Below are 21,130 nucleotides of genomic sequence, written 5' to 3'. Positions count from 1 at the left end.
CGTCATCTCGCCTTGTCGTAGGCGCCGAGACCCGGCTTGTAGCTCTTTTCGTCGATGAACTGGCGGATGCCTTCCTTGCGGCCGTCATTGTCATGGAAGTTGGCCGCTTCCTGCGCCCGCACGAGATAGTCCTCGGCATTGTCATAAGTCATCTCGGCGACGCGGCGGATCGCGTCCTTGGTCGCTTTCAGGGCAATCGGGTTCTTCTTCAAAAGGACGTTCGCAACCTCGGTGACGCGCGTCTTCAGGTCGGCCAGCGGCAGGCTTTCATTGACCAGCTTCCAGGCGGCGGCTTTCCTGCCGTCGATGAGTTCGCCGGTCAGCGCGTGATACATGGCGTCGCGCATCGACAGGAGGTCGACCACCACCTTGGTGGCGCCGCCGCCGGGCAGGATGCCCCAGTTGATCTCCGACAAAGCGAATTGCGCCTCGTCGGCGGCAAAGGCGAGATCGCAGGCGAAGAGCGGGCCATAGCCGCCGCCGAAGCACCAGCCATTTACCATGGCGATGGTCGGCTTGCCGTACCAGCGCAGGCGCCGCCACCAGCCATAGGCTTCCGCCTGCGCCTTGCGGATGGCGCCGAGGCCCTTGGCTTCGGTCTCGCGAAAATACTCCTTGAGGTCCATGCCCGCCGACCAGGCGCTGCCTTCTCCCGACAGCACCAGCACGCCGACATCGTCGCGGAATTCGAGCGCGTCCAGAACCTCCATCATGCGCCGGTTGAGCGCCGGGTTCATGCAATTGCGCTTATCCGGCCGGTTGAAGCGCACCCAGGCGATACCGTTCTCGACATCGAAGGCAACGGGCTCTTCGGTCATGGTCTGCGTCCTCCCATTCCGTTCGGAAATTGCTATGTTGCATAGCTATCTAGTTTGCTATGTCGCATAGCCTTTTTCGCTTGACAAGGACCTTGGTCGCGGCGATCGGTTCAGCATGGATGATAAAGAAGCTCACGCTGCTCCCGGCGCCCCGCACGTGTCGGCAAGAGACGCGCTCGACGCGCAGATCGGCTACAATCTCAGGCGTGCCTCGACCTTGGCCTTGAGTGATTTCGCCGTCGAGCTGGCCGATGCGGCGCTGCGCCCGGTTACCTACGGCATGCTGGCGCTGATCGACGAACAGCCCGGCATCCGTGCCGCGGAACTCTGCCGCCAGCTCGGCATGAAGAGCGCCAACATGGCGCCGCTGCTGGCCGACCTTGAAGAGCGAGGGCTGGTGGAGCGCGACGACCACGCGGACGACAAGCGCGTGCGGGTGCTGACGCTGACACCGGCCGCGCGCAAGGCCATGCCCGGATGGCGACAACAGGTGCGCCGGCACGAAGACCGGTTCCTGCAACGGCTGACAGCCAAGGAGCGAGCAACGCTGCTCCGCCTGCTGCGCCTGATCTGGACGGAGCAGGGCTAAAGATCTTGATCAGTCGAGAATGTTCTCGATCGCCTGATCGACCACCGGGTGCAGGCCGCTGGCCTGGAAGGACAGGCGGTTGCCGGAGCCGACATTGCTGGTCATGGCGATGGTGAGGTCCGTCAGGGGATCATGCAGCATGACGGCGACATAGCCCGGGATGCTGCCCTGGTGGCCGTAGAAGGCGCGGCCGGCATAGGCGCTCTGGAACATGCCAGCACCCGTCTCGCGCATGCGCGTGCCTGGAAAACTCGCTGGCACGCGCTGTTCGAACATCTCGGCGAAGAAAGGCTGGTACAACAGCTTGCCGGAGAACAGGCCGCGCATGAAGCCCACCATGTCGGATGGCGTCGATACCATGTCGCCGCAGCCATAGGCGGCGCCGAACGGGAAGGAATCGGAAGAATCCTGCAATGCGTCGGAATAGGGCAGCACGCCGTCCATGCGCCACATCTCGCCGCCCGAGGCGATGTCGGTGGGCGCGTTGGGCGCGGGCGGTGGCCGGTGGTAATAGCCGCGCACCATCGATTTCTCGGGAAATGCCTCGGTCGCCGGCGACCAGGTGTTTTTCAGGCCGAGCGGTTCGAGGATCGCGCTCCTGACGTAGGCGCCCAGCGGCTGGCCGGTGACGGCCTCGATCACCATGCCTGCCAGGACATAGCCGGTGTTGTTGTAGACCGCGGGTCCGCCCGGCGCCTTCTGCTTGTCGGAAGCGAAGGCGATGTCGACCAGCTGTCGCGGCGTCCATTGCCGGCTCGGGTCCATGGGGATGTAATATTCGAATTCCGGCAGGCCGTTGCGATGGTTGATCAGCTGGCCCACCGAAATATCCTTGGCGCCCGGCAGATCCGGGAACCAGGCGGAGATCGGCGCACCGAGATCGAGCTTGCCGGTCTCGGCGAGCTTGATCAGGGCCGCGGCGACGAAGGTCTTGGTGCAGCTGCCGATCTTGAACAGCCGGTCCGGCGTGACAGGGGTGCCATGCGCGCTGTCGGCGAGGCCAGCGGTGAGGGCGGTCGGCGTCTCGCCCTTGCGCGTATAGGCCAGTGAGGCGCCTACAGCGCCATCGGCGAGGTAAGAGGCGAGGAGGGCGTTCAGGTCTTTTGGCATGTGGTCTCGCTTTTGTGGAGCACGGGATTTTCGCAAAATCGGCTGGCGTTGTGCCCTTGGAGATGCCCCCTCATCCGGCCCTTCGGGCCACCTTCTCCCCGTCGGGGAGAAGAGGGCGCCACGCTTCATCAGGCTCATCTGTCGGAGCCGCTGAAAGAGGAATTCGGCGCTCGAAGATCTCTTCTCCACCGGGGAAAAGGTGGCCGCGTAGCGGCCGGATGAGGGGGTGCCCCGCCTCACTCGGCCATATCGACGGCGGCGAAATTCTGCCGGCCGAAGGGGTCTAGCGCGTAGTTGAGCACGCTCTTGCGGATCGGGATCGCCACCATCGAATGGGCGATCGGCGCCACCGGCACCTCGGCCTTCAGGATCGCCTGCGCCTTGCCGTAGATCGCGGCGCGCTCCTTCGGGTCGGCGGCGACGCGGCCTTCGTCCAGAAGCTTCTCGAAATCCTTGTCGCACCAGCGCGAGCGGTTGGAGCCGCCCTTCACGCCGTCGCAGGAGAGCAGATAGCTCAGCATGTTGTCGGGGTCGCCATTGTCGCTGCTGCCGCCGAGCAGGAACGTGTCCTGCTCGCCCGCCGCGGTGCGCTTGAGATATTCGCCCCATTCGAAGCTGACGATTTCCGATTGCACGCCGACCTTGGCCCAGTCGGCCTGGATCATTTCGGCCATGCGCTTGGCGTTGGGGTTGTAAGGGCGCGACACCGGCATCGCCCACAGGCTGATCTTGAGGCCGTTTTCGTGGCCGGCGTCCTTCAGCAGTTTTTTGGCGCCATCGGGATCGTAGTCGATGCCGGCATCGGTCACCGCGCCGAGCTGCGCCGGCGGCACGACGCTGCCAGCCACCGTGCCGGCGCCGGCATAGACCGCTTCGACGATCGCCTTGCGGTCGATGGCCTTGGCAAGTGCGGTGCGCACGCGCACATCGCCCAGCGGCTGATGTTCGACATTGAAACCGAGGATGCCGATGTTCTGGCCCTTGAGATCGAGAACCGTGATGTCGGGGTCGCCGCGCAGGTCGGCGACGGCACTTGGCGGCGGCGGGGCGGCGACCTGGCATTCATTGGCCTTGATGCGCTCGACGCGGGTGGTCGGCTCGGGCGTGATGGCAAAGACCAGCGTGTCGATCTTCGGCGCGCCGCGCCAGTAATCCTTGTTGGCGGCGTAGCGGACCTGGCTGTCGGGCACATAGGCCTGGAGCACGAACGGGCCGGTGCCGACCGGGGCGCCGTCGATCAATTCCGGCGTGCCGGCCGCCACCATCTTTTCGGTCTGCTCCAGCGACAGGATGGAGAGATAGTCGAGCGCCAGCCCGGCCAGGAAGGTGACGTTGGGAGCCGTCAGCGTGAAGCGCACCGTGTAGTCGTCGACCTTGTCTATCTTGTCGATCAGCGTGCCCATGCCCAGCGCGTTGAAGTACTCGTAAGAGCCGCCACCCAGCTTGTGATAGGGATTGTTGGCGTCGCGCTGGCGGTTGAATGTGTAGAGCACGTCATCGGCGTCGAAGTCGCGCGAAGGCGCAAAATGCTCGTTCGACTGGAATTTCACGCCGTGCCTGAGATGGAAGGTGTAGGTCTTGCCGTCAGGCGACACATCCCAGCTTTCCGCCAGCGCCGGCCCGACCTCGGTCGTGCCCGGCTTGAACTCGACCAGCCGGTTGAAGATCGTCTTGGCGGCGGCGTCCATGGTGGAATCGGCTATGCCGATCGCCGGGTTGAAGGTCTCGGGGTTTGCTTCCGAACAATAGACCAGCGTCTTGGCATGGGCCTGCCCGCCGAGAAGGACGGATGAGGCGATAAGGGTCGAGGCCAGAAGGGATGGGGCAAGCACTGCGCGCAGGGACTTCATCGCAAACGCTCCTGATGACACATTCGGGGTTGAGGGAGGAAACTTCATGGCGTCGCCGCCGGGGCAAGGAAACGGTCGGGCGCCAGCGCCGCGGCAGTGACGCCGAGCGCGGTGACATCGCCGGGCAAGGACTGTCCGCGCATCAGCGCCGCGCTCAGCCTGGCCAGTGTCAGCGACACCTGAAAACCGTAGCCGCCCTGGCCGCCGAGCCAGAAGAAGCCGGGCAGGCGCGGGTCGAAGCCGGCGACCGGCGTGCGGTCGGGCGCGAAGGTACGCAGGCCCGCCCATGGCGTCGACGGACGGCCGATGCGCATCGACGTCGCCTGTTCGATGCGGTCGACGGCGATGGCGACGTCGATGTCTTCCGGATACGCATCGCAAGGCTCGGAGTCCGTCTCGTCGGCGAGCGAGCCGATCAGCCTGCCGGCATCGGGCTTGAAATAGAATTGTTCGTGCAGGTCGACCACCAGCGGCCAGCCGGCAATGTCGATGCCCACGGGTGGATCGAACAGGAAAGCGGTGCGCCGTTTCGGCTGGAAGCCGAGGCCGGAGAGCCCCGCCATCCCGGCGACGACATCGACCCAGGCGCCCGCGGCGTTGACGACGATGTCGGCCGGGTAGACACCTGCGCTGGTTTCGACCCGAAAAGCGCCGCCGTGGGCCGAGATAGCGCGGACTTCCTCGCCGGTACGGATGATGCCGCCGCTGGCCTTCAGCTTTGACGCGCAGGTCGCCAGCATCTTGCCCGTGTCGACATCGACCGCGCCCGGCTCATGGACGCCGCCGCAGGTGGTTTCCCCAGCAATGACCGGAACCAGCGCGTGCAACTCGGCCGCCGACAGGCGCCGCACGCTGGGCACCAGAGCCTGCAATTCGCCGGCCAGCCGGTCGATGGCAGCGTCGTCGCCGGTCCAGCCGACATGCAGCGCGCCGCGCCGGTGGGCGACGAAGCCGCCCTCGACGATGGCCTGCCGGCTGGCCAGCGTCAGTGCGCGCACCAGCCGGTTGCCATAGGTCTCGGTGAACAAAGCGGCGGAGCGGCCGCTGGCGTGATAGCCCAGATGCGGTTCGCGCTCGATGAGGGTGACGTCAGCCCAGCCGGCGACGGCGGCGGCCAACGAGAGGCCGGCAATGCCGCCGCCGATGACGACGATTTTCTGGGAGGACTTTGACTGCATCCATCAGTCGTAAAAATATTTTCGTATCCAGTCAACATTTAGCGTATAAGAAAATTGTTGGTGTTGTTGATGACGACGGAGAGTTCGACTACCTAGGTGGAGAACGGCGCGATCGCCGCCATGGAGCTGGCAATGTCGGAGCAACCGAACCTCGGTGATTGTCTGCGGGCCTTGAGAAAAACCCATGGCTGGACCTTGCAGGAGGTCAGCTCTCTCACCGGCGTCGCGGTGTCGACCCTGTCCAAGGTCGAGAACGACCAGATGTCGCTGAGCTACGACAAACTGCTGCAGATCTGCGAGGGCCTCGGCATCCATGTGACGGAACTGCTCAGCGGCGACCGCAAGCAGCCGGCGGCGCGCACCCGCCGCTCGGTCACCTCGCAGTCCAACACGCTGCGCCAGCTGACCCGCAACTACGATTATCGGTATCTCGCCACCGACCTGGTGCACAAGCGCATGGTGCCCATCCACGCCTATGCGCGCGCCCGCACGCCGCAGCAGTTCGGCCCGCTGACCCGGCATGCCGGCGAGGAATTCCTGATCGTGCTCAAGGGCGAGATCGAGTTGCACACCGACCAGTACGCGCCGGTGCGGCTGAAAGAGGGCGAGAGCGTCTACATCGATTCCACCATGGGCCACGCCTACCTCTCGGTCGGCGAGGGCGACGCCGAAATGCTGTGCGTCTGCTCCGGCGACGAGCCCGACATGGAAGGCACGCTGCTGAGCGTGCTGGAGACGGTGGAGGGGTAGGGGCGTCTCGTTTCGATTGCCGTGGTTGGCGCCGCCCCTCATTGCCCTGCCGGGCATTTCTCCCCGTATAGTGACGGGGAGAAAGGGCAGCTTCAGCGCGGGCGCTCTTTCCGGCCGCGCGGGATTGGCGAAGCCGCCGAAGACAGCGCCTCTCCCCGTCACTATACGGGGAGAGGATGCCGGCAGGCAGGTGAGGGGCAGCGCTGCCCGCCCAAGTTTTTTGCAGGTCGGTTCAGTCTTTCTGGTTCGAACTGGCTGGCGAAACCGGCTATAGGACCGCTGCAATCGCCAACCCCGATGAGGAAAATCCATGAGCTCAGAAAAAACAGCAGTCATCGTCGCCGGCGGCAGCGGCATGGGGGCGGCGGCGGCAAAGCGGCTGGCGGCGGACGGCTTCAAGGTCGCCATCCTGTCTTCGTCGGGCAAGGGCGAGGCGCTGGCCAGGGAGCTTGGCGGAATCGGCGTCACTGGCTCCAACCAGTCGAATGACGATCTGCAGCGGCTTGCCGACGCGACGCTCGAAAAGTGGGGCCGCATCGACGTGCTGGTCAACAGCGGCGGCCACGGGCCGCGCGCGCCGATCCTGGAGATCACGGACGAGCAGTGGCACACCGGCATGGACGTCTATTTGATGAACGTCATCCGGCCGGTGCGCATCGTGGCGCCGCAAATGATCAAGCAGAAGGGCGGCGCCATCATCAACATCTCGACGGCCTGGGTGGCCGAGCCGAACGCGATGTTCCCGACCTCGGCCGTGTTTCGCGCCGGCCTTGCCGCCTATACCAAGATTTTTTCCAACACCTATGCTGCCGACAATGTGCGCATGAACAATGTGCTGCCCGGCTGGATCGACAGCCTGCCGGCGACCGAGGAGCGCCGCGACAACGTGCCGATGCAGCGCTATGGGACGTCGGAGGAGATTGCCGCGACGATCGCCTTTCTGGCGTCGGATGGGGCAGGGTATATTACGGGGCAGAATATCCGCGTGGATGGGGGCGTGATCCGGGCGCTGTGAGGGCGTTGGCTGGTGGCCGTTTCAGACCTCTGAAATTAGCCGAAGCCCTTCCTCGCTTCGTCATCCTAGGGCGGAGCAAGGAGCGAAGCGACGCGGCGCAGACCCTAGGATCCATGCCGCGACATGGCCAGAAAATACAGCGAACGAGAATTGTCGCAAGACGCGTTGGCGGTTACCGTCAGCGTATGACCGGCTATGTCTACATGACCGCCAGCCAGAAGGGTGGCACCATCTATATCGGTGTCATCAACGATCTTGGACGCCGGATGCCGGAGCACAAATCCGGCGAAGGCTCGCGCTTCACCGGTCGCTATGGTGCGCTACGCCTGGTTTGGTATGAGGAACATTTCGACGTTCGTGATGCCATCCAGCGTGAGAAGTCGCTGAAGCGATGGCCGCGACAATGGAAGATCGAACTCATCGAGAAGGCCAATCCCGAATGGTTCGAGCTGTTTCGCGGAACGGGATGGTAGCGCACGGCAGCGCTTCGTCGCAGGCGTGCGCAAGGTTCGGCACCGTTTTATCCGTCACAAGCGTCGCGGCATGGATCCTAGGGTCTGCGCCGCGTCGCTGCGCTCCTTGCTCCGCCCTAGGATGACGAAGGAAGAGGAGAGCCTCGGCTAATCGTCAAGCCAGCAGGCGACCTTTCGGCAAGGCTTCCCAGCTTATCTCATCACCGCTGATCCGCATCCGTCAGCGTCTGCAGAAACGCGACGATGTCGTCGATCTCGGCGTCATCAAGCGCCGGCTTGTCGCCGGGTTTCTTGCCGTCGAAGGGCGGATCCTGATTCAGGTTTCCCCAGTAAGCCTTTGGCAGATCGTCATATTTCCTCACCGTGCCGTCGGCATTTTTCGGGTACCAGCGGCCGGGGTCGGTGTCGCGGCTGGCGTAGAAGGCGACGGCGTCGCGCAACGTGTGGAACTCGCCATTGTGGAAAAAACTCTGGCGCAGCGCCACGTTGCGCAGCGTCGGCGTCTTGAACAGGCCGCAATACTCCGGCCGGCCATGGAAATCGGTGCGCAGCGGGCCGCACAGGCCGAGATCGGCATAGGCGGGGTCGGCATTGGCCGGGATGGCCGGGTTGCGCGGCACGGCGATGGCGATCAGGCCGAAATCGGTGAACTGCGGCGGCTCTCCGTCATTGGCGGGTTCGCTGAGATGGCAGGAGGCGCAATTGCCTTTTTTCTCGTCCTCGAACAGTTCGCGGCCATGCAGTTCCCGCGTCGACAATGTCGCCTTGCCGGCGAGGAAGGCATCGTAGCGGCTGGAGTATGGGTAGAAGTCGGCCGCGCTCTGCTCGAACGTGCCGAGCGCTTCGGCGGCGGCGTCGATGGCGTCGCCCGGGCGGTCGAAGACGTCGTTGCCGAAGGTTGCTTTGAAGTCGCCGGCATAGGCTGACTTGCGCAAGGCGGCGGTGACCGCCCCGGCATCCTTGTTGGCCATCTCGAAAGGCGAGAGCAGGGGGATTTTCGCCTGGTCCTTGCCGTAGTCGACGCGGCCGTCCCAGGTCAGGCCGCCGGTCGGGCCGTTGTCGACGCTCTCGTCGCCCTCGTCCTCGGAATCGTAGAAATGTTCGGTGAAGGCGGGCGCGGCCTGGAGATATCGCAGCGACGGCACGGCGCGCACGCCGGGCTGGTCGAGGTTTGGGCCGCCCATCTCGACCGGTGCCGCCGAGGCTGGCCCGAAAGCGTGGCGCGGGTCATGGCAGGACGAGCAGGCCTGCTTGCCCGAGGCGGAAAGGGCCGGGTCGAAGAACATTTTCTTGCCAAGCGCGGTGAGTGCCTGAGCCCGGGCGAAGGCGTCGGCGCGCGACAGGGGGCCGGGATGGACGCCATCCGCCGTATTGGCGGGCGCGGCAAAGCCAAGGGTCGAGATCGCGGCGATCGCGATTGTCAGGCTTTTCCATCGTCTGGTCGTCATGGGGCGTGGTCCGCTTTGGCCCGGCAATAAGAACGCAGTGCAACGGATTGATGACCGGCCCCGGCGCTCACGAAACCGTGTTCGCCTTGGCGGCCGATGTCACAAAGGTGACAAGGCATCCACGTTAGCTGCCGCCATGGTTCCCGCGCCCCTCCAGCCACAGTCAAGCCACGAGGTCTTTCCATGACGAGGCTCAAGCTTCTCAATTCCTTCTGCCTGGCCGGTTCGGCCCTGCTTCCCCTCGCGGCAGCCCATGCCGCGCCTCCGGGCTTCGACAAGATCGACACCGTCGTCGTCATCTATGCCGAGAACCGCAGCTTCGATAATCTCTACGGCGGCTTCCCCGGCGCCAATGGTCTGGCCAGTGTCTCGGCCGATCAGGCGCGCCAGCTCGACCGTGACGGCAAGCCGCTGACCGAACTGCCGCCGGCCTGGGGTGGGCTGACCGGCAAGGGCGTCACGCCCGTGGTGACGGAGGCCGAGACCGCGCATCTCGCCAACGCCGCCTTCGCCATCGACGATCCCAAGGGTTTTCACGAGGGCACCAACGTCATCACCCACGATCTGTGGCACCGCTTCTACCAGGAGCAGATGCAGATCGACGGCGGGAAGAACGACAAGTTCGTCGCCTGGGCCGATTCCGGCGGCCTGGTCATGGGCCATTATGACGGCTCGAACCTGCCGATGTGGCAGGTGGCGAAGAAATACGTGCTGGCCGACAATTTCTTCCAGGGCGCCTTCGGCGGCTCCTTCCTCAACCATTTCCAGCTCGCCTGCGCCTGCGTGCCGGTCTATCCGCATGCCGACACCAGCCCGATCAAGGGCCAGATCGCCGTGGTCGAGGCCGACGGCACGACCTTGAAGGTGGCCGACAATTCGCCGGCCTCGGCGCTTGGCGGCGTGCCGAAATTCGTCAATGACGGCGCCATCACGCCCGACTTCCACGCCGTCAACACCATGCAGCCGCCTTACGAGCCGAGCGCCAACAAGCCGGCCGAGGGCGGCGACAAGGCGTTGGCCGATCCGGCCGCGCCCACCACGCTGCCGCCGCAGCACGACGTCACCATCGGTGATCTCCTGTCGCTGAGGGGTGTGAGCTGGGCCTGGTACGCCGGCGCCTGGCAGGCAACGCTGGACGGCAAGAACGCCACGCCGGTGCCGAACTTCCAGTTCCACCACCAGCCCTTCAACTATTTCGCCGCTTACGCGCCGGGCACCGCGGCTCGCACCGAGCATCTCAGGGACGGCGGCATGGACGGCGCGGAATTCATCAAGGCGATCGACGACGGCAAGCTGCCGCAAGTCGCCTTCTACAAGCCGCAAGGCAATCTCAACGAGCACTCGGGCTATGCCGACGTGACCTCGGGCGACCAGCATCTGGCCGACCTCGTTTCGCATCTGGAGAAGAGCCCGCAATGGGGCCACATGCTGGTGGTCGTCACCTATGACGAGAATGGCGGCTTCTGGGATCACGTCGCGCCGCCCAAGGCCGACCGCTGGGGCCCGGGCAACCGCATCCCGGCCTTCATCGTCTCGCCCTATGCCAGGATGGGCACGGTCGACCACACGCAATACGACACGACGTCGATCCTGCGCTTCATCACCGCGCGCTACGACCTGCCGGTGCTTTCAGGCATCGTCGCCCGCGACAAGGCGCTGGCCGCCAATGGCGAGCCGCCGATGGGGGATTTGTCGGCGGCGCTCGATCTCAGCCGGTAGGTGCGCTGGTTCACCGACCTTGGTGCCTTTCTCTCCCTCCGGAGGGGGAGAGGTGGCGCTGCGAAGCAGCGACGGAGTGGAGGAAGGCGGTTCTCGAACGCGCTGCCGCTGACACCCAGGCCTCAGTCACAGCGAGATATCACCCGGGCTTGAAACACAGCGGCCGAACCAGGTCGACCCCCACTCCGTCTCGGCTTCGCCGAGCCACCTCTCCCCCGATCGACGGGGGAGAGGAAAGGCGCGCGTTTGCCGAGTTTGGCGCCTTTCCTTGCCTAGTGTTGGGAGGGGTGAGGCTGGCGCTCAGCCGCCATTCACCAAAGCGAAAACCAGTTTCTGCAAATTGCCGCCCTGGCCGAACTCGACGCGGTCGAAATCGCGGCTGCCCTGTATCCTCGTCTTCGAGATCGCGTCGAGCCGACGGACCACCTCGGCCCTGGTCTTGCTGCATTTGGGATCGTCAGTGACGGTCAGGCCGTCTGTCGCGGCTTCGATGTCATGGACCATCTGGATCATGCTGGCGCCATGCACCTTCTCATGGGCGCTGACGCCGGCGATGAACACCTCCCATTTCTTCTGAAGGGCTGGCGGCAGCGGCTCGGAAGGGCTTGGCAAGGTGTAGGTGATGATGAGTTTGGGATTCCCCGCCGTCAGCACGCAGTCCTTGCCCCTGGGCTTGTAGTCCCTGACACCCCAGGTCAGCTTGAAGTTGGTGTAGGCGATGGCGCGGGTGATACCGACATTCGGCCCGTTCTCGCCGATCGACCGGTAGAGCTCCAGCCCGGACTGGCCTGATATGGCGTAGGTCTCGACCTTCTCGACCGGCTTCCATTCGGCATGGGCGGTGAGCGGCAAGGCCATCAGGGCGGCTGCCGGAAGACACAGGCGAATACAGGCTTTCAACACCGCTCTCTCCGGGACGCGCGGCCTTGCCGTAGATGCAATGCCATTCAATGGCTTTTCCTATATGCTGGCGGCGGGTGCTGCAAATGTCGGAGGGGGAAGTCATGACAAGGTATCTCGTTGCCGCCGGTGCGTTGGCGGCATTGCTGGCCACGCAATCGGCCTTCGCCGCGTCCTGCGGCGGCTGGAGCGCGAAGATGGAAGAAGACGAGGGCGGCAGCGTGCTCACCGCTTCCGTCTGCGGCGGGCCGAAGGGCGACGCGTATCTGATGCTGAATTGTTACGACAAACCGGTGCTGAGCTACGATCTGGGCGCCAGCGGCCAGCAACTGGAGCCGGGAGCCAGCGGCGTTTTCGACTTCAAGGCCGACGGCAAGACGTTGACCAGGACGCTGCAGCTCGAGGAAATGTACGGATATTTCGTGGTCAATCTGGCGAAAGCCGATCCGCTGCTCGACCTCTTACGCTCGAAGGGCGACCTGTCGGTCAGTTCGGCCAAATATGGCGAGATCGGTTTTCCGCTGAAGGGGTCGAGCGCGGCGATCGGCAAGGTGCTGGCGCAGTGCGGCAAGGCCAAGCCGGCGGACGGGGATTGAGCCTCGGCGCCGCCCCTCATTGTCCTGCCGGACATTTCTCCCCGTATAGGAACGGGGAGAAAGACGCAGTCGCCGGCGATTTCGCCAATTGCCGGCGCTGGGAAATAGGCGCCGAGGGATGCCACAGCGTCCTTCTCCCCGTCCCTATACGGGAAGAAGATGCCGGCAGGCAGATGAGGGGCGGCGCTGGCGTTTGGTGATTGGGCCGCGCATCCACCCTTGCCGGCATCACCACCCGGCCGTATTCCAACGCCCATGACCAACATCCAATTCCGCAAGGCTGTCGCCGCCGACCTACCGGCCATTGTCGCCATGCTGGCCGACGATCCGCTGGGTGCTGGCCGCGAGGATGCTTCCTTGCCGCTGGCGCAAGGCTATGTCGATGCCTTCGCGGCCATCGACGCCGATCCCAACCAATTGCTGGCGGTGGCCGTCGATGGCGGCGCGGTGATCGGCACGTTGCAGATCACCTTCCTCGCCGGGCTGTCGCGCAAGGGCGCGTGGCGGGGGCAGATCGAGGCGGTTCGTGTCGCCGATGGCAGGCGCTCCGACGGCATCGGCAGGAAGATGGTCGAATGGGCGATCGGGCAATGCAAGGCGCGCGGCTGCGGCCTGGTGCAGCTCACGACGGACAAGGGCCGGGCGGATGCGCACCGTTTCTATGAAGGGCTCGGCTTCACGGCCAGCCATATCGGTTACAAGAAGAGCCTTCAGACACGGACGCCGGCGGCGGCTGGCGTATAGCGGAAGCCTTCCAGGCCCTATTCAATTTGCCGGCAAGGGCGGATATAGGTCAGCTAAGTTGACCTATATAAGAAACGTCCGGGGAGGCGTGTCGTGACCCTTTTGAACCTGTTGGCCTCGCGCTCGTCGCGCATGAAGGCGTCGGAAATCCGCGAGCTGCTGAAGCTGCTCGACCAGCCCGACATCATCTCCTTCGCCGGCGGCATTCCCGATCCGGCACTGTTCCCGGCCGATGCCATCCGCGATGCCTATGCCGATGTGCTCAGCGGCGCGGAAGCCGGAGCGGCGCTGCAGTACCAGGTCTCGGAAGGCTATGCGCCGCTGCGCAAATGGCTTGCCGGGCAGATGGGCAAGCTCGGCATCGCCTGCGACGAGGCCAACATCTTCATCACGTCGGGCTCGCAGCAGGCGCTGGATTATCTGGGCAAACTGTTCCTGTCGCCGGGTGACACCGCGCTGGTGACATGGCCGACCTATCTCGGCGCGTTGCAGGCCTTCAACGCCTATGAGCCGCGCTACGACCGGCTGCGGCCCGAGGGCGGCAACATGACGCCCGAGGCCTATCGCGGGGCCGCCGCCGCCCACACCAGTTCTTCAAGAGGGGGCGGGCGGGTGAAATTCGCCTATCTGGTGCCCGACTTCGCCAATCCGACCGGCAACACGCTGGACAAGAAGCAGCGCGAGGCGGTGCTCGACCTTGCCGGCGAACTCGACATCGCCGTCATCGAGGACGCCGCCTATCGCGCCCTGCGCTATGACGGCGAGGCCGTGCCGCCGATCCTGGCGCTCGACTGCATCAGGTCCGGCGGCATTGACAAGGCGCGCACGCTCTATTGCGGCTCGTTCTCGAAAATCCTGTCGCCGGGCATGCGTGTCGGCTGGGTCTGCGCGCCGCGCCATGTGGTCGAAAAACTGGTGCTGATGAAGCAGGCCTCGGACCTGCACAGCCCGTCGGTCAACCAGATGGTGATGCACCGCGTCGCTGAATCCGTGTTCGACGGGCAGGTGGACAAGCTGATCGGCGCCTATCGCGAGCGCCGCGACGGGTTGCTCGGCGCGCTTGAAGCCCACATGCCCAAGGGCGTGACCTGGAGCCGCCCGGAAGGCGGCATGTTCGTCTGGGTGACGCTGCCGGAAGGCGCCGACGCCACCGAACTCCTGGCGCGGTCGGTGAAGGAGGCGCGGGTCGCCTTCGTGCCCGGCAATGCCTTCTATGCCGACGGCACCGGACGCAACACGCTGCGGCTGTCCTTCACGCTGGCCGACCGCCGCGCCGTGAGCGAGGGCATTCCCCGGCTGGCGGCCGTCCTGAAGGGATAGGCCGCAACCAGACCTTCACGCCGTCTGGCTGACCAGATGCTTGAGCTTCGCGAGCCTGGCGCGGGCGAGCTTGCGGATCGATTTTTGGAAACCTTCCTCGCCGGTTTCGACGACGAAGACCAAGGTCTTGAAGTCCAGCATGAACTCCTCAATGGCCAGCTTCGTTTGTTCGGACCTGTCCCTGAACCTTGCCAGCAACGCGTTCGCTTCCTCGATGGCACCGGCATCGGCGCCGTCGACCAGCGCTTCCAGCTTCTCAAAACAATCCAATGGCAATTCCCTCCCGCCGCGGCACCAAACTTGCGTTCAGCCGAAAAGTTCCATCCGACCCGAAAAATTGTCGCTGGTTGTCAGCAGATGCACGCGTCCCGCGTTGACGCCTTGCCGCCGGCGCCTAAATTCGAGGCCTTGCGAGGAGGAGCTTGCGAGGAGGAGCTTCATGGAAACCCAGGAATTGCATCGCGGCCGGCTCATCGACCACCTCCAGCTCGTGGTCAGGGATCTCCCCGCCAGCCGGCGTTTCTACGAGGCGCTGTTCCAGGTGCTTGGCATCCCGATCGGCGGCACCGGCGAGGATTATTTCTGGGCCGACGAATTGTTCATCTCCAGCGCCGACAGCCGGGCCGCATTGGGCAAGCTGACCGGCCGTCATCATCTGGCTTTCCAGGCCAGGGACCACGCCATGGTCGATGCCTTCCACAAGGCCGGGCTGGCGGCCGGCGGCACGGACAATGGCGCGCCGGGCGAACGGCCCTATCATCCCGGCTATTATGCCGCCTTCCTGCTCGACCCCGACGGCAACAACATCGAGGCCGTCCACCACGGCCCGGCCCACCGCAGCGCGGCCTCCGTGAAGATCACCTTCTAGGGTGTATCGATATTCAGGTGAGGCCGGCCTGAGCTGAATCTCAACACACCCGAGCCCGTGACGGTGTTGCAAGTTGCAGCGCCAGGGCGAGCCTGGGGTGATTCCCACGCCGCATTTTCCAGGCATTTTTGGAAATTCGAACGCCAGGGCCGGCGAATCCGGCCGGATTCTTGACCTCGGCGGCACTGGGATTGTCCTGCAGGGCAAGGGATGGCGCCGGCTCTGGACAAGAGGCGAATCGGTCCCATACGGTGCGGCTTCAGGGAAGACGCGTGCGCGGGAAAGGCCGGTTGCTCGTTGAAAAAGAACGTCTTCTCATCGCTCGATCTGCCGCCGCATCTCGACGACCGGGCGCGTTTCGCGCTCTGGCAGGACATCCATGTCGCGGAGATATGGTCGGTCGAATACGCCATCTCCGGCAATGTGCCGTTCCAGGCGGACATCGAAGCCACCGCCATCGGGCCGCTGGTGCTCGGGCGGATGGCAGGGACGATCAAGCATGCCAGCCGCAAGACACGCAACATCGCCGATGACGGGCGCGACGGCTATCTGCTGCTGGTCAATGACGGCGACACCAGGCTGAGCGGCGTGCAGACCGGCCGCGACTACAGCATCGGCAGGGGCGAGGGCGCGCTGGTCTCGGCCTCGGAGGCGCTGGAAATGACCGGCGGCGACCGCAATGTCTGGACCAATGTCGTGGTGCCCCGCGAAATCCTGGAAAACGCCTTTCCCCATGGCGACGACCGCCTGGCGCTGACCATCGGCGCCGACAATGAAGCGCTCGACATGCTCAAGCGCTATTGCGGCTTCCTCGAAGCGGGACCGGCCTTGGTCTCGCCCGATCTTGTCGCCCACGCCACCGAGACGATCGTCGACCTGATCGGCCTGGCGACAGGCGCCAAGGGCGACATTGCTGAGCTGGCCGGCGTGCGCGGCCTGCGCGCGGCCAGGCTGCAGGCCATCCTGCAGAAGATGCGGGACAACTTCGCCGATCCCGGCGTCTCGGCCCAGCACATCGCCCGGCAATTGCGGCTTTCCGCGCGCTATGTCCACGATCTCCTGCAGGAAACCGGCTCCAGTTTCGCCGAGCATATTCTCGAACTGCGCCTGCAGAGAGCCCATCGCATGCTGCGCGACCGGCGCAACGACCGCATGCGGGTCAGCGAGATCGCGCTCTTGAGCGGCTTTTCCGACGTCTCCTATTTCAACCGATGCTTCCGCCGCCGCTTCGGCTCGACGCCGAGCAGCGCCAGGTAGTTTCACCCGACAACGATTCCCCCCGGCATCCCCAAATGGCGTGCGGCCGGATGGCCACACTGACCGGGAAAGCACCGCCGCGCTTTCCCGGACAATTCGAGTGCGGCCCAGCCCAAGACGCGGAACGGCGAACAATGCGAACACCGGGTTCTCGACAACAGCTGGGTCTCCGCCGGCATCAACGCGGCGGAGAACGACAAATTGGGGCGGCAGACAACAATGAAAACTCTTCTTCTGGCTACAGCCATCATTCTCGCGCCGGCCGGCGTGGCGTTCGCGGCCGATATCGGTGAAGCCGCGCCGGCTGGTTACGACTGGTCCGGCCTCTATGCCGGCGTCGACGCCGGTTACGCCGCCGGCAAGTCCAATCTCTTCATCGCCGGCGGCGGCCTCGGCGGGGCCAGCGACCTCAACGCTTCGCTGGATCCGGACGGCTTTATCGGCGGCGTCCATATCGGCGCCAATTACCAGATGGAGAGCCAATTCGTGATCGGCGCCGAGGCCGACATTGCCTACTCCAACATAGATGGATTGACGCCGATCGACGCCGGCGGCGGTGGCGTCAACACGCTGCTCAAGAGCGAACTCAAATGGTCGGGGTCGGCGCGGCTGCGGGCGGGCTATGCCTTCGACCGGACCTTGCCCTACGTCACGGCCGGCGTCGCCGCGGCCAAGTATGAATTGATTGCCGTCAGCGCCGGCGGCGCCGCGGGTGAAATCACGCTCCACGACGACAGCCATGTCGGTTGGACCGTCGGCGCCGGCGTCGAGCATGCCTTCACCGACAAATGGATCGCGCGGGCCGAATATCGCTACTCCGATTTCGGCAGCCAGGAGCTCTCCGTCGCCGCCGGCTTCCCCACGGAGACGAAGGTCGATCTGCAGACACACGATATCCGCGTTGGGCTCAGCTACAAGTTCTGACCGGCCGGTTCGAACAAACCCCGGCGTCTCGCGCCGGGGTTTTGGCTGTGCCGCCGCCGATGCGCGACGGCCACACCGGGAGCGCAAATACCACGGTGCTTTCCAGGACAATTCCGGTGCGGCTCAGCCCAAGACGCTGCCGGCGAACAATGCAAAACGGGTGGCAGGGCGGCAGTTGATCCATCTGGAGCATTTTTTCGGGCGAGACACGGCATCTCTTGGGGGTGGCAAACGGTGAAAACGATTCTTCTGGCGACGATCCTTGGCCTGGTGCCGGCGGGCATGGCGTGCGCGGCCGACGCCAGCGGGCCCTTGCCGGTCGCGGCCAGCTATGACTGGTCCGGCGGCTATGTCGGCGCACAGACCGGATACGCCTGGAGCGACGCCAGGGTCGGGCAGACCTTCGCGCCCGGCGCCTTCGACGATTACGGCTGGGGCTACGGCCCGTCCGGCGGTTTCGGAGGCCTTTACCTCGGCTACAACAAGCAGTTCGATGGCGGCCTGGTCCTCGGCATCGAGGGCGACTACAGCTTCGCCAGCGTCAAGGACACGACGAACTATCAGGCTCTGGGCGTCGACGACCCCGGATTCGGCGGCGTGCTCGAACTGAAAGCGGTCGGGTCGGTTCGCCTGAGGGCCGGCTATGCGATGGATCGCTGGCTGCCTTTCGTCACCGGCGGCCTGGCGATGGCGAAGTACAAGCACACCACCGTCGCCCTTCCAGGCGGTGCCGCCTATGCCGATGTCGAGGACACCGTCGGCGGCTATACGCTGGGCGCGGGTGCCGAATACGCCGTCACCGACAATTGGGTGGTTCGGGGCGAATACCGCTTCGCCGATTTCGGCCGCCACCCATCAACACGCATAGCGATTCCCGGTGGTATTCCGTTGCATGATGAGATCGACCTGAAGACGAACGATATCCGGCTCGGTGTTTCCTACAAATTCTGAACAATGCCCGTCTTTTCGCCATTGGCGTAGCGTCGGGAATTCGCATTCGGGGGCCGGCATCGGTGATCAATACGAAGTGAGCCGGCGACCCGGTCGCAGGCGCTGCCATGATCGTATCGCAATTGGCTGCATAGCTGGGCGCGATCCGGTCCCGCCGTCATTTCGGCCCAGCACCTGAAGGCAGCCCATGCCCGAGAACCATGGCGGCGACGCGCGGCCAACCGGCAGCCGCCGCACCGCCCGCTTGCTGCTGCGGCAGCCGATGGCGGCGGATCTCGATTTCGTGACGCGGCTGTTTGCCCGCCCCGAACTGGTCGCGCATCGGCCCGACCCCACCCCCGACACCGCCCAGCAAAGCGCCGACCGGCTGCTGCGCGACATCGGCCATTGGCGCGAGCATGGCTTCGGGCGCTGGACCATCGAGGCGGGTGGCGAGCCGATCGGTTTTGGCGGGTTGACGGTTTCGCAGGCCTTCGATGGCCTCAACCTCTCCTATCATTTGCGGCCGGAAAGCTGGGGGCAGGGTTTTGCCACGGAGCTGATCCGCGAGGCGCTGTCCCTGGCTTTCGACGATCTCCACGCCACGCGGGTGATCGGGCTGGTTCGCACGGCCAATGTCGCCTCGCGGCGTGCCCTGGAGAAGAACGGCTTCCGTTTCGAGCGCGAGGTGATGCTGCATGACGCGCCGACCAATCTGTATGTGCTGGAGTCCGCTGGTTTGGTGTGACGCAGCGGGCCTTGGCGCACCACAGCCGCGCATTCGATGTCGCCTTCATGCGGCCTCTTTTGTATCCTCGTATACGAGATTCGAGAGGGATACGAGATTGCATGAGTCCATTGCCTGAAGCCGTGCCGTTTTTCAGCCAGTGGGAAACACCCGACATGACGCTGGCGGTGCTCGCCGAAGGCGCGGAGGCCGCGCTCAGGCGCGACCCGCTATGGCAGTGTTCAGGTGCGGATACGCTGGACGAATACGCGCTCTGGGCGGCCAATATCTGCGGCATGGCGTGTCTCAAGATGATCCTGGCGGCGCGTGGTGAGATCGTGCCGACGATCGAGTTGGCAAGGCGGTGCACCGGATATGGCGGCTATGTCGTCAATGAAAGCTCGATCAAGGGGCTGATCTACGCGCCCTTCGTCCCCTTCGTGAAGCAGGAATTCGGCCTGGAGGCCGAGGTGATGACCAATGTCGCGACAGGCGACGTTCCGGCGATCCTTTCCCGGTCGCGCTTCTTCATCGCGTCGGTCAGCAGTTCGATCCGCTGGCCGGAGCGCGAGCCGCCGTCGAAGGGCGGCCACCTGGTGCTGGTGACGGCGGCGTCGGACGAAGGCTATCGCTTCCACAACCCATCCGGTCATACCGCCGCCACACAGGCGAACGCAGTGTTGGCGCCGTCCGATTTCGATCGTTTCTTTGCCAATCGCGGCATTGCCGTGGCTATTTGATTTCGACAGTTGAGGGATTTCGATGACCGGAAAGATCAGGGTTGCCATCCTTTATGGCGGGCGTTCGGCCGAGCACGACGTGTCGCGGCTTTCGGCCGCCAATGTGCTGAAGGCGATCGACCGGACGCGCTACGAGGTGGTGGCGATCGCCATTTCCAGGGATGGCAGATGGCTGCTGCAACAATCGTCGGAGGCCGTCGGCGACGGGACAGGGGCTCCGGTCTCGGAGGATGGCGTGGAGGTCGCCCTGCTGCCTGGCGGTAAGGGCCGGCTGGTCTCGGCCTCGCACGGCGCCGCGCGGGCCGACCTGTCGCCGGTCGATGTCGTCTTTCCCGTGCTGCACGGTCCGTTCGGCGAGGACGGCTCGGTGCAGGGCTATGCCGAGGTTGCCGATGTCGCCTATGTCGGCTGCGGCATCCTCGCTTCGGCCGCCGCCATGGACAAGGATGTCGGCAAGCGGCTGCTGCGCGATTCTGGCCTTGCGGTCGCCCGCTCGGTCACCGTCCATCGTGGCGATGTCGGCTCGTTCCAGGAGATCGCCGGGGCGCTGGGGCTGCCTTTCTTCGCCAAGCCGGCCCGCCAGGGCTCGTCCTTCGGGGTGAGCAAGGTCAATGACCTGGATGGCTTCGATGGGGCCGTCGAAACGGCTTTCCGCTATGACGGCAAGGCGCTGATCGAGGAGTTCGTCGAAGGCCGCGAGATCGAGTGCTCGGTGCTCGAGCGGGCGGACGGCTCGCTCACCGTGTCGCTGCCCGGCGAGATCATCCCGGCCGGCAAGCATGGCTTCTACACCTATGAGGCCAAATATCTCGACGCCGACGGCGCCCTGGTCAAAGTGCCCGCCAATGTCCCCGCCGATGTCGCCGACAGAGCCAGGGAGATGGCCGGACAGGCTTTTCGGGCGCTCGGCTGCGAGGCCATGGCGCGCGTCGACTTCTTCCTGCGCGCCGACGGTTCGCTGCTGGTCAACGAGGTCAACACGCTGCCCGGCTTCACCGACATCTCGATGTACGCCAAGGCGCTTGCCGCGATCGGCATCGGCTACAGCCAGGTTATCGATATCCTGATCGAGCATGCATTGGCGCGGCACGACGCGCGCTGATCCTGGTCAGCGGTCGCTACCGGATAGACCGCTCTTTGGACAGCGTGTGTTTCACCTCTGGCTAATGTTGCT

Annotated in this window: 22 protein-coding genes; 15 read left to right on the top strand and 7 right to left on the bottom strand. The window is 64.8% G+C overall.

Features of this window, described 5'->3' with window-relative positions; translation table 11 throughout:
* Positions 1-2: 2 nt before the first annotated feature.
* Positions 3-818, bottom strand: a complete 816-nt coding sequence (locus LB564_RS27170) for a p-hydroxycinnamoyl CoA hydratase/lyase (RefSeq protein WP_224542288.1) — start codon at positions 816-818, stop codon at positions 3-5.
* Between the two features lie 157 nt (positions 819-975).
* On the opposite strand from LB564_RS27170, the gene LB564_RS27165 reads away from it, so the two are divergent.
* Complete coding sequence (locus tag LB564_RS27165; RefSeq protein WP_224542287.1) at positions 976-1,407, top strand: MarR family winged helix-turn-helix transcriptional regulator; 432 nt, start codon at positions 976-978, stop codon at positions 1,405-1,407.
* Between the two features lie 9 nt (positions 1,408-1,416).
* Here the strand turns inward: LB564_RS27165 and LB564_RS27160 are convergent, their stop codons facing one another.
* From LB564_RS27160 to LB564_RS27150, 3 genes are all read right to left on the bottom strand, one after another.
* Positions 1,417-2,517 (bottom strand): serine hydrolase domain-containing protein, encoded by a 1,101-nt coding sequence (locus LB564_RS27160; RefSeq protein ID WP_224542286.1) that lies wholly within the window; start codon positions 2,515-2,517, stop codon positions 1,417-1,419.
* Positions 2,518-2,753: 236 nt separating this feature from the next.
* Positions 2,754-4,367 (bottom strand): ABC transporter substrate-binding protein, encoded by a 1,614-nt coding sequence (locus LB564_RS27155; RefSeq protein WP_224542285.1) that lies wholly within the window; start codon positions 4,365-4,367, stop codon positions 2,754-2,756.
* 44 nt (positions 4,368-4,411) lie between these two features.
* Complete coding sequence (locus LB564_RS27150; RefSeq protein WP_224542284.1) at positions 4,412-5,545, bottom strand: NAD(P)/FAD-dependent oxidoreductase; 1,134 nt, start codon at positions 5,543-5,545, stop codon at positions 4,412-4,414.
* A 132-nt stretch (positions 5,546-5,677) separates the two neighbouring features.
* On the opposite strand from LB564_RS27150, the gene LB564_RS27145 reads away from it, so the two are divergent.
* From LB564_RS27145 to LB564_RS27135, 3 genes are all read left to right on the top strand, one after another.
* On the top strand, positions 5,678-6,295 hold the full coding sequence (locus LB564_RS27145) for a helix-turn-helix domain-containing protein (RefSeq protein WP_224542283.1): 618 nt from the start codon (positions 5,678-5,680) through the stop codon (positions 6,293-6,295).
* 310 nt (positions 6,296-6,605) lie between these two features.
* On the top strand, positions 6,606-7,310 hold the full coding sequence (locus tag LB564_RS27140) for an SDR family oxidoreductase (RefSeq protein WP_224542282.1): 705 nt from the start codon (positions 6,606-6,608) through the stop codon (positions 7,308-7,310).
* Between the two features lie 185 nt (positions 7,311-7,495).
* The gene (locus LB564_RS27135; RefSeq protein WP_224542281.1) at positions 7,496-7,783 is read left to right on the top strand and encodes a GIY-YIG nuclease family protein; all 288 of its coding nucleotides are present in this window, start codon (positions 7,496-7,498) and stop codon (positions 7,781-7,783) included.
* A gap of 200 nt (positions 7,784-7,983) precedes the next feature.
* On the opposite strand, the gene LB564_RS27130 is transcribed toward LB564_RS27135, so the two are convergent.
* The gene (locus LB564_RS27130; protein ID WP_224542280.1) at positions 7,984-9,231 is read right to left on the bottom strand and encodes a cytochrome-c peroxidase; all 1,248 of its coding nucleotides are present in this window, start codon (positions 9,229-9,231) and stop codon (positions 7,984-7,986) included.
* A 183-nt stretch (positions 9,232-9,414) separates the two neighbouring features.
* Between LB564_RS27130 and LB564_RS27125 the strand changes: the two genes are divergently transcribed.
* Complete coding sequence (locus LB564_RS27125) at positions 9,415-10,950, top strand: acid phosphatase (protein WP_224542279.1); 1,536 nt, start codon at positions 9,415-9,417, stop codon at positions 10,948-10,950.
* A 300-nt stretch (positions 10,951-11,250) separates the two neighbouring features.
* Here LB564_RS27125 and LB564_RS27120 read toward each other — a convergent pair whose 3' ends face one another.
* The gene (locus LB564_RS27120) at positions 11,251-11,850 is read right to left on the bottom strand and encodes a DUF922 domain-containing Zn-dependent protease (RefSeq protein ID WP_224542304.1); all 600 of its coding nucleotides are present in this window, start codon (positions 11,848-11,850) and stop codon (positions 11,251-11,253) included.
* A gap of 104 nt (positions 11,851-11,954) precedes the next feature.
* On the opposite strand from LB564_RS27120, the gene LB564_RS27115 reads away from it, so the two are divergent.
* The 3 genes from LB564_RS27115 (at position 11,955) to LB564_RS27105 (ending at position 14,510) form a co-directional block, all read left to right on the top strand.
* Complete coding sequence (locus LB564_RS27115; RefSeq protein ID WP_224542278.1) at positions 11,955-12,446, top strand: hypothetical protein; 492 nt, start codon at positions 11,955-11,957, stop codon at positions 12,444-12,446.
* Positions 12,447-12,701: 255 nt separating this feature from the next.
* On the top strand, positions 12,702-13,190 hold the full coding sequence (locus LB564_RS27110; RefSeq protein ID WP_224542277.1) for a GNAT family N-acetyltransferase: 489 nt from the start codon (positions 12,702-12,704) through the stop codon (positions 13,188-13,190).
* 132 nt (positions 13,191-13,322) lie between these two features.
* A complete protein-coding gene (locus LB564_RS27105; RefSeq protein WP_224542303.1) occupies positions 13,323-14,510 on the top strand; it encodes a PLP-dependent aminotransferase family protein in 1,188 nt (395 codons plus the stop codon).
* Positions 14,511-14,525: 15 nt separating this feature from the next.
* Here the strand turns inward: LB564_RS27105 and LB564_RS27100 are convergent, their stop codons facing one another.
* A complete protein-coding gene (locus LB564_RS27100; RefSeq protein WP_224542276.1) occupies positions 14,526-14,780 on the bottom strand; it encodes a hypothetical protein in 255 nt (84 codons plus the stop codon).
* Positions 14,781-14,949: 169 nt separating this feature from the next.
* On the opposite strand from LB564_RS27100, the gene LB564_RS27095 reads away from it, so the two are divergent.
* The 7 genes from LB564_RS27095 (at position 14,950) to LB564_RS27065 (ending at position 21,058) form a co-directional block, all read left to right on the top strand.
* Complete coding sequence (locus tag LB564_RS27095; RefSeq protein WP_224542275.1) at positions 14,950-15,378, top strand: VOC family protein; 429 nt, start codon at positions 14,950-14,952, stop codon at positions 15,376-15,378.
* A gap of 297 nt (positions 15,379-15,675) precedes the next feature.
* Positions 15,676-16,635: an AraC family transcriptional regulator gene (locus LB564_RS27090; RefSeq protein ID WP_224542274.1), complete on the top strand. Its 960-nt coding sequence runs from the start codon at positions 15,676-15,678 to the stop codon at positions 16,633-16,635.
* 219 nt (positions 16,636-16,854) lie between these two features.
* Positions 16,855-17,559, top strand: a complete 705-nt coding sequence (locus LB564_RS27085; RefSeq protein WP_224542273.1) for an outer membrane protein — start codon at positions 16,855-16,857, stop codon at positions 17,557-17,559.
* 234 nt (positions 17,560-17,793) lie between these two features.
* Positions 17,794-18,510, top strand: a complete 717-nt coding sequence (locus tag LB564_RS27080; protein ID WP_224542272.1) for an outer membrane protein — start codon at positions 17,794-17,796, stop codon at positions 18,508-18,510.
* 187 nt (positions 18,511-18,697) lie between these two features.
* Positions 18,698-19,237 (top strand): GNAT family N-acetyltransferase, encoded by a 540-nt coding sequence (locus LB564_RS27075; RefSeq protein ID WP_224542271.1) that lies wholly within the window; start codon positions 18,698-18,700, stop codon positions 19,235-19,237.
* 101 nt (positions 19,238-19,338) lie between these two features.
* Positions 19,339-19,956, top strand: a complete 618-nt coding sequence (locus LB564_RS27070) for a C39 family peptidase (RefSeq protein ID WP_224542270.1) — start codon at positions 19,339-19,341, stop codon at positions 19,954-19,956.
* Between the two features lie 22 nt (positions 19,957-19,978).
* Positions 19,979-21,058 carry a D-alanine--D-alanine ligase family protein gene (locus LB564_RS27065; protein WP_224542269.1) on the top strand — a complete coding sequence of 360 codons (1,080 nt, stop codon included), beginning with the start codon at positions 19,979-19,981 and terminating at the stop codon, positions 21,056-21,058.
* Positions 21,059-21,130 lie beyond the last annotated feature (72 nt).

The organism is Mesorhizobium sp. ES1-6 (assembly GCF_020164775.1).
GTDB lineage: Bacteria > Pseudomonadota > Alphaproteobacteria > Rhizobiales > Rhizobiaceae > Mesorhizobium.
The sequence above is the reverse complement of the archived record's forward strand: the minus strand, read 5'-3'. Positions and strand labels throughout refer to the sequence as shown.